Below are 8,468 nucleotides of genomic sequence, written 5' to 3'. Positions count from 1 at the left end.
GATCACGGCGTCCCTGTTCGCGCGGTTCGCCTCCCGCCAGGAGGACTCGCCGCAGATGAAGATGATCGCCGCGCTGCGCAACCAGTTCGGCGGCCACGCGGTCGAGAAGAAGTAGTCCAGCGGGCCGTTGCGGCGGCCCTTCACAGGATCGTTTGTTTCGGCGGTCCACAACGCCGGGGGAGGTCGGCGAAACGACCATGCACGTCACGCATCTGTCGCTGGCCGACTTCCGCTCGTACGCCCGGGTCGAAGTTCCGCTCGACCCGGGCGTCACCGCGTTCGTGGGCCCCAACGGGCAGGGCAAGACGAACCTCGTCGAGGCCGTTGGCTATCTCGCCACGCTCGGCAGTCACCGGGTTGCCTCCGACGCTCCCCTGGTCCGCATGGGCGCGGAACGCGCCGTCATCCGGGCGCAGGTCCGGCAGGGCGAGCGGCAGCAGCTGGTCGAGCTGGAGCTGAACCCCGGCAAGGCCAATCGTGCCCGCATCAACCGGTCCTCGCAGGTCAAACCGCGTGATGTGCTGGGGATCGTCCGGACCGTGCTGTTCGCGCCCGAGGACCTCGCCCTGGTGAAGGGCGATCCGGGTGAGCGCCGCCGGTTCCTCGACGAGCTGATCACCGCGCGCTCCCCGCGGATGGCGGGCGTGCGCTCCGACTACGAGCGGGTGCTCAGGCAGCGCAACACCCTGCTGAAGTCCGCCGCGCTGGCCCGCCGGCACGGTGGCCGGACCATGGACCTGTCCACGCTCGATGTGTGGGACCAGCACCTCGCGCGCGTGGGCGCCGAGCTGCTCGCCCAGCGTCTCGACCTGATCGCCGCGATCCAGCCGCTCGCCGACAAGGCGTACGAACAGCTGGCCCCCGGCGGCGGCCCGGTCGCGCTGGAGTACAAGGCGTCGGCGCCGGGCGAGGCGCACACGCGCGAGGACCTCTACGAGCAGTTGATGGGCGCGCTCGTGGACGTCCGCAAGCAGGAGATCGAGCGGGGCGTCACGCTCGCGGGTCCGCACCGGGACGATGTGCTGCTCAAACTCGGTCAGCTGCCCGCCAAGGGGTACGCCTCCCACGGCGAGTCCTGGTCCTACGCGCTCGCGCTGCGGCTGGCCTCCTACGACCTGCTGCGGGCCGAGGGCAACGAGCCGGTCCTGGTGCTCGACGATGTCTTCGCCGAGCTGGACACCCGGCGGCGTGAGCGGCTGGCCGAGCTGGTCGCGCCCGGTGAGCAGGTGCTGGTCACGGCCGCCGTCGACGACGACGTACCGCATGTGCTCGCGGGCGCGCGGTACGCCGTGGCGGAGGGGTCGGTGGAGCGCGTATGACGGCGCCTGAGCCGAAGAAGTCGCCCGCTGCGAAGAAGTCGCCCGATTCCGAGGCGGCTCCGGAGCCGAGCAGAACGCCTGAGCCCTCCGGTGTCGATCTCGCGCGCGTGGCGCTGCGGGCGGCGCGCGAGCAGGCACGCGCGCGGGGGGACGCGGCGCAGCAGAGGAAGCAGGCGCGGCGTGGGGGCGGTCTGCGCTCCGGGGCGCGCGCGGACGGCCGCGACCCCATGGCGCTCGGCTCGGCGATCAACCGGCTCCTCACCGAGCGGGGCTGGGAGGCGCCGGCCGCGGTGGGCGGGGTGATGGGGCGCTGGCCGCAGATCGTCGGCGAGGACATCGCCAAGCACTGCGAACCGGAGCGGTACGACGAGGACGAGCGGGTGCTGTTCGTGCGCTGCGATTCCACGGCCTGGGCGACGAACCTGCGGCTGCTCGCCCCGACGCTGGTCGCCCGCCTCAACGAGGACCTCGGCCACGGCAGGGTGCAGCAGATCAGGGTGCAGGGCCCGGCGGGTCCGGTCCGTCGCTACGGCCCTCTGCGGGCCCCGGGCAGCAAGGGGCCCGGAGACACCTACGGGTGACATGTGTCACGTACTGAGGCCGGGACGGTGCTGTCGTACCGTCCCGGCCGTCGTCGTTCGGGGACCGTGCGGCCCGGTGCGGGCCTTGCCGTCGATGCGGGTGCGGAGCCCGTGCGGACGAGTCCGTGCGGGTCCGGACAGGGTCGTGTGTGCGGAGTTGACTCGCCAGTAGCCAAGGGTTGACACCCGGAAGCGCTGAGTGCCTCCGTGAGCCTCTTGGAGGCCCGTTCCGTATATGGGGACCCGGCAGAGACCAGTTGAGGGCGGCACATGCGGACTCAGGTACCGGCAAACCCCCATCACTGTCGGCGCTACCGGTAGACTGGAGCCGAATCCCGCCCCAAACGTGGGGACCGCCCGGGAAACGCTGAGCAACGCTGATCAAGGCTTACCAACGCAACATGCCGCAGCCGCTCCGGCAACCCGCCGACGAGCCCGGCTCGTGCTGTGCCAGAAAGGGCGCTTCGTGGCCGATTCCGGCAACCCCAACGAGAACATCCCGTCCACCGACGCCGGCGTCGTCCGCGAGGCCGCGACCCTCGGCAGCGAGGTCACGGCCTCCTACGACGCCAGTGCCATCACCGTCCTCGAGGGCCTGGACGCGGTCCGCAAGCGACCCGGTATGTACATCGGTTCGACCGGCGAGCGCGGCCTGCACCACCTCGTGTACGAGGTCGTCGACAACTCCGTCGACGAGGCGCTGGCCGGCCACGCGGACACGATCGACGTGACGATCCTGGCCGACGGTGGCGTCCGAGTGATCGACAACGGCCGTGGCATCCCGGTCGGCATCGTTCCCTCGGAGGGCAAGCCGGCCCTGGAGGTCGTCCTGACCGTGCTGCACGCGGGCGGCAAGTTCGGCGGCGGCGGCTACGCGGTCTCCGGCGGTCTGCACGGCGTGGGCGTCTCCGTGGTGAACGCCCTGTCGAGCAAGGTCTCCGTCGAGGTCCGCACCGATGGTCACCGGTGGACCCAGGAGTACAAGATGGGCGTCCCCACGGCGCCGATCTCCAAGCACGAGGCGATCGAGGAGACCGGCACGTCGGTCACCTTCTGGGCCGACGGCGACATCTTCGAGACCCTCGAGTACTCCTTCGAGACGCTGTCGCGGCGCTTCCAGGAGATGGCGTTCCTCAACAAGGGTTTGACGATCAAACTCACTGACGAGCGCGAGTCGGCGAAGGCCACCGCCGGCGCGGACGAGGCGGGTGCGGACGACAAGGACGAGGTCAAGACCGTCACGTACCACTACGAGGGCGGCATCGTCGACTTCGTGAAGTACCTCAACTCCCGCAAGGGCGAAGCGGTGCACCCGACGGTGATCGACCTCGAGGCGGAGGACAAGGACAAGAGCCTGTCCCTCGAGGTCGCGATGCAGTGGAACAGTGGCTACAGCGAGGGTGTCTACTCGTTCGCCAACATCATCCACACGCACGAGGGCGGTACGCACGAGGAGGGCTTCCGCGCGGCGCTGACCAACCTGGTCAACAAGTACGCGCGCGACAAGCGGCTGCTGCGCGAGAAGGACGACAACCTCACGGGTGACGACATCCGCGAGGGTCTGACCGCGATCATCTCGGTGAAGCTGAGCGAGCCACAGTTCGAGGGCCAGACCAAGACGAAGCTGGGCAACACGGAGGCCAAGACCTTCGTCCAGAAGGCGGTCTACGAGCACCTCAACGACTGGCTGGACCGCAACCCGGTCGAGGCGGCGGACATCGTCCGCAAGGGCATCCAGGCGGCCACCGCGCGCGTGGCGGCCCGCAAGGCCCGCGACCTCACGCGCCGCAAGGGTCTGCTGGAGTCGGCGTCCCTGCCGGGCAAGCTCTCCGACTGCCAGTCGAACGACCCCACCAAGTGCGAGATCTTCATCGTCGAGGGTGACTCCGCCGGCGGCTCGGCCAAGTCCGGCCGGAACCCGCAGTACCAGGCGATCCTCCCGATCCGCGGCAAGATCCTCAACGTCGAGAAGGCCAGGATCGACAAGATCCTGCAGAACCAGGAGATCCAGGCCCTGATCTCCGCGTTCGGCACGGGCGTCCACGAGGACTTCGACATCGAGAAGCTCCGCTATCACAAGATCATCCTGATGGCGGACGCCGACGTCGACGGCCAGCACATCAGCACCCTGCTGCTGACCTTCCTGTTCCGCTTCATGCGGCCGCTGGTCGAGGCCGGGCACGTGTACCTCTCCCGTCCCCCGCTCTACAAGATCAAGTGGGGCCGGGACGACATCGAGTACGCGTACTCCGACCGCGAGCGCGACGCGCTGCTCGAGATGGGCCGCCAGCGCGGCAAGCGGGTCCGTGAGGACTCGATCCAGCGCTTCAAGGGCCTCGGCGAGATGAACGCCGAGGAGCTGCGCATCACCACGATGGACCAGGAGCACCGCGTCCTCGGCCAGGTCACCCTCGATGACGCCGCCCAGGCCGACGACCTGTTCTCGGTCCTCATGGGCGAGGACGTCGAGGCGCGCCGTGCCTTCATCCAGCGCAACGCCAAGGACGTCCGCTTCCTCGACATCTGAGTCGGTCTCAGCTGACCGGACCAGGAAGGATCAACACCAGCAATGACCGACGAGAACACTCCCGTCAGCCCTGAAGAGGGCGGCGAAATCGCCATGCGCATCGAGCCCGTCGGGCTCGAGACGGAAATGCAGCGCTCGTACCTCGACTACGCGATGTCCGTCATCGTCTCGCGTGCGCTGCCGGACGTCCGCGACGGCCTCAAGCCCGTCCACCGCCGCGTCCTGTACGCCATGTACGACGGCGGCTACCGCCCCGAGCGCGGCTTCTACAAGTGCGCCCGCGTCGTCGGCGACGTCATGGGCAACTACCACCCGCACGGCGACTCCTCGATCTACGACGCGCTGGTCCGCCTCGCGCAGCCGTGGTCGATGCGCATGCCGCTCGTGGACTCCAACGGCAACTTCGGCTCGCCGGGCAACGACCCGGCGGCGGCGATGCGGTACACCGAGTGCAAGATGGCGCCGCTGTCGATGGAGATGGTCCGCGACATCGACGAGGAGACCGTCGACTTCACGGACAACTACGACGGCCGCTCCCAGGAGCCGACCGTCCTGCCGGCCCGCTTCCCGAACCTGCTGATCAACGGTTCGGCCGGTATCGCGGTCGGCATGGCGACCAACATCCCCGCGCACAACCTGCGCGAGGTCGCGTCCGGTGCCCAGTGGTACCTGGAGAACCCGGAGGCCTCGCACGAGGAGCTCCTGGACGCGCTGATCGAGCGCATCAAGGGCCCTGACTTCCCGACCGGCGCCCTCGTCGTCGGCCGCAAGGGCATCGAGGAGGCGTACCGCACGGGCCGTGGCTCCATCACCATGCGCGCGGTCGTCCAGGTCGAGGAGATCCAGAACCGCCAGTGCCTGGTGGTCACGGAGCTGCCCTACCAGGTCAACCCGGACAACCTCGCGCAGAAGATCGCCGACCTGGTGAAGGACGGCAAGATCGGCGGCATCGCGGACGTCCGTGACGAGACCTCGTCGCGCACGGGCCAGCGCCTGGTGATCGTCCTCAAGCGCGACGCGGTCGCCAAGGTCGTCCTGAACAACCTGTACAAGCACACCGACCTCCAGACCAACTTCGGTGCCAACATGCTGGCGCTGGTCGACGGAGTGCCGCGCACGCTGTCCCTGGACGCGTTCATCCGCCACTGGGTGACGCACCAGATCGAGGTCATCGTCCGCCGTACGAAGTTCCGGCTGCGCAAGGCCGAGGAGCGGGCGCACATCCTGCGCGGCCTGCTGAAGGCCCTGGACGCCATCGACGACGTCATCGCGCTGATCCGGCGCAGCGACACCGTCGACATCGCGCGCACGGGCCTGATGGCGCTGCTGGAGATCGACGAGATCCAGGCGAACGCCATCCTCGAGATGCAGCTGCGCCGACTGGCCGCCCTGGAGCGTCAGAAGATCGTCCAGGAGCACGACGAGCTCCAGGCGAAGATCACCGAGTACAACGCGATCCTCGCCTCGCCGGTCCGCCAGCGCGGCATCGTCAGCGCCGAGCTGGCCGCGATCGTCGAGAAGTACGGTGACGACCGCAAGACCCAGCTGATCCCCTACGACGGTGACATGTCCATCGAGGACCTCATCGCCGAGGAGGACATCGTCGTCACCGTCACGCGCGGTGGCTACGTCAAGCGGACCAAGGCCGACGACTACCGGGCGCAGAAGCGCGGTGGCAAGGGCGTGCGGGGCGCGAAGCTGAAGGAGGACGACATCGTCGACCACTTCTTCGTCTCCACCACGCACCACTGGCTGCTGTTCTTCACCAACAAGGGCCGCGTCTACCGCGCGAAGGCCTACGAGCTTCCCGACGCGGGACGCGACGCGCGTGGACAGCACGTGGCGAACCTGCTGGCATTCCAGCCGGACGAGTCGATCGCCGAGATCCTCGCGATCCGCGACTACGAGGCGGCGCCGTACCTGGTCCTGGCCACCAAGGGCGGTCTGGTCAAGAAGACGCCTCTGAAGGATTACGATTCGCCGCGTTCCGGCGGTGTCATCGCGATCAACCTGCGGGAGCGGGAGGACGGATCCGACGACGAACTGATCGGAGCCGAACTCGTCTCGGCCGATGATGATCTACTGCTGATCAGCAAGAAGGCCCAATCGATCAGGTTCACCGCGTCGGACGACACTCTGCGCCCGATGGGTCGTGCCACCTCGGGCGTCAAGGGCATGAGTTTCCGTTCGAGCGACGAGCTGCTCTCGATGAATGTTGTTCGACCCGGTACGTTCGTGTTCACTGCCACAGACGGTGGGTACGCGAAGCGGACCAACGTCGACGAGTACCGCGTCCAGGGTCGCGGTGGCCTGGGCATCAAGGCCGCCAAGATCGTGGAGGACCGCGGTTCGCTGGTCGGCGCGCTGATCGTCGAGGAGACGGACGAGATCCTCGCCATCTCGCTGTCCGGCGGTGTGATTCGTACGCGAGTCAACGAGGTCAGGGAGACGGGCCGTGACACCATGGGCGTCCAACTGATCAACCTGGGCAAGCGCGATGCCGTGGTCGGTATTGCACGTAACGCCGAGGCGGGGCGCGAGGCGGTGGAGATCGACGGCGACGTAGCCGCCGACGAGACCGTCGAGGACGCCGCGACCAGCGGCACGGACGAGGGTGAGGCGCCCTCGACCGAGTAGCACGAGGAGTGAGTCATCGTGAGCGGAGCCACGGGCGCCGGTTCGGTCGGAACATCGGCCGGCACCTCTGCCGACCCTTCGGCCGGTACCTCTGCCGGTACGGAAACGGACGGCAGCCGTGGCTCCGCCGCGGTGAACAAGGATGCGCGTACGACCCAGGCGCGGCCCACCGACGGGCGGGGGGCCGACACCCGGACGGCCGACGCGCGCGCGACAGATCCGCACACGACCAACCTCCAGGCGATCAAGTCATCCGCGAAAGACTCGCACTCGCCCGACACGCATGGATCCCAGGGGGGAACTGTGACGGACACCCGAGGTCCGCAGACCCAGCAGTACGCGGCCGGCACGGGCAAGGCCGGCCCTGAGGCCCAGCAGGCCTCCCCGCTGCCCGGCGAACGCCAGGGACAGCAGCCCGCCGGCGCCTACCATCCGCCGCAGGCCTACTCGACTCCCGCCCCGGCCGGAGCGGTCCGCCGACCGCGCACCGGCGCCCGGACCACACCCCGGGTGCGTAAGGCGCGGCTGCGGGTGGCGAAGGCCGACCCGTGGTCGGTGATGAAGGTCAGCTTCCTGCTCTCCATCGCGCTGGGGATCTGCACGATCATCGCGTCGGCCGTCCTGTGGATGGTCATGGACGCGATGGGCGTCTTCTCGACGGTCGGCGGCACGATCTCGGAGGCGACCGGCTCCAACGAGTCGAACGGCTTCGACCTCCAGTCCTTCCTGTCCCTGCCCAACGTGCTGCTGTTCACGACGATCATCGCGGTCATCGACGTCGTCCTCGCGACGGCTCTCGCGACGCTCGGCGCGTTCATCTACAACCTCTCCGCGGGCTTCGTGGGCGGCGTCGAGCTGACCCTCGCCGAAGACGAGTGACTCAGCCGTCGGCGTCGTTCCAAACCTCCGCCGACAACCGATTTTGGGACTGCCCACGTCGTGCGCTAATCTTCAGGGGTCAGCGCGCGGGACATACACCGCAGAGCGCGGCGGGGCTATAGCTCAGTTGGTTAGAGCGCATCCCTGATAAGGATGAGGCCACAGGTTCAAATCCTGTTAGCCCCACCAGTACGAAGGCCCCCAACCATCAGGTTGGGGGCCTTCGGCGTGTGTGCGCGGGCGAGTTGCGCGAGAGCGGGAGGCAAGGCCCCCCGGGGGCAAGGGGCCACGTGTTCTGGGCGCGGCGGCCGCGGGGCGTCCCACGGCGAGGTGTGGCGGCCGGAGAGTCGGGACGGTGCTGCGGGAGCACCAGGGAACGGCTCGGCGCGTCGGCCGGAAGGCAGGCGGCCCGGCTGATGTGTGAGCGATCGCTGGCCGGTGGACCGGTTGGTGTGCGTGCGTTCGGTGGCCGTCGGACGGGTTGGCGTGGCGGCTGGTCTTTATAAACATTTCCGAGCCAAAAAA

Annotated in this window: 5 protein-coding genes, 1 tRNA gene and 1 pseudogene; all 7 read left to right on the top strand. The window is 68.5% G+C overall.

Going from position 1 to position 8,468, the window contains the following annotated elements; translation table 11 throughout:
• Positions 1–115, top strand: a pseudogene (locus P1P75_RS36855) (6-phosphogluconate dehydrogenase); the annotation flags it as partial.
• 82 nt (positions 116–197) lie between these two features.
• Complete coding sequence (recF, locus tag P1P75_RS36850) at positions 198–1,319, top strand: DNA replication/repair protein RecF (RefSeq protein WP_266459461.1); 1,122 nt, start codon at positions 198–200, stop codon at positions 1,317–1,319.
• Complete coding sequence (locus tag P1P75_RS36845; protein ID WP_319263663.1) at positions 1,316–1,900, top strand: DciA family protein; 585 nt, start codon at positions 1,316–1,318, stop codon at positions 1,898–1,900. Before recF ends, P1P75_RS36845 begins: the two co-directional genes overlap by 4 nt.
• A 442-nt stretch (positions 1,901–2,342) precedes the next feature.
• The gene (gyrB, locus tag P1P75_RS36840; protein WP_319263662.1) at positions 2,343–4,427 is read left to right on the top strand and encodes a DNA topoisomerase (ATP-hydrolyzing) subunit B; all 2,085 of its coding nucleotides are present in this window, start codon (positions 2,343–2,345) and stop codon (positions 4,425–4,427) included.
• A gap of 42 nt (positions 4,428–4,469) precedes the next feature.
• Positions 4,470–7,064 carry a DNA gyrase subunit A gene (gene gyrA, locus P1P75_RS36835; RefSeq protein ID WP_319263660.1) on the top strand — a complete coding sequence of 865 codons (2,595 nt, stop codon included), beginning with the start codon at positions 4,470–4,472 and terminating at the stop codon, positions 7,062–7,064.
• 18 nt (positions 7,065–7,082) lie between these two features.
• A complete protein-coding gene (locus tag P1P75_RS36830) occupies positions 7,083–7,943 on the top strand; it encodes a DUF3566 domain-containing protein (protein ID WP_319263658.1) in 861 nt (286 codons plus the stop codon).
• 112 nt (positions 7,944–8,055) lie between these two features.
• Positions 8,056–8,132: transfer RNA gene (locus P1P75_RS36825), tRNA-Ile, on the top strand.
• Positions 8,133–8,468 lie beyond the last annotated feature (336 nt).

The sequence above is a fragment of the Streptomyces sp. ID05-39B genome (assembly GCF_033794725.1).
Classification (GTDB): Bacteria; Actinomycetota; Actinomycetes; order Streptomycetales; family Streptomycetaceae; genus Streptomyces; species Streptomyces bobili.
The sequence above is the reverse complement of the archived record's forward strand: the minus strand, read 5'-3'. Positions and strand labels throughout refer to the sequence as shown.

Excerpts from the sequence above, each read along its gene's own strand:
- recF (WP_266459461.1), top strand. The coding sequence starts at position 198 with ATGCACGTCACGCATCTGTCGCTGGCCGACTTCCGCTCGTACGCCCGG.
- P1P75_RS36845 (WP_319263663.1), top strand. The coding sequence starts at position 1,316 with ATGACGGCGCCTGAGCCGAAGAAGTCGCCCGCTGCGAAGAAGTCGCCC.
- gyrA (WP_319263660.1), top strand. The coding sequence starts at position 4,470 with ATGACCGACGAGAACACTCCCGTCAGCCCTGAAGAGGGCGGCGAAATC.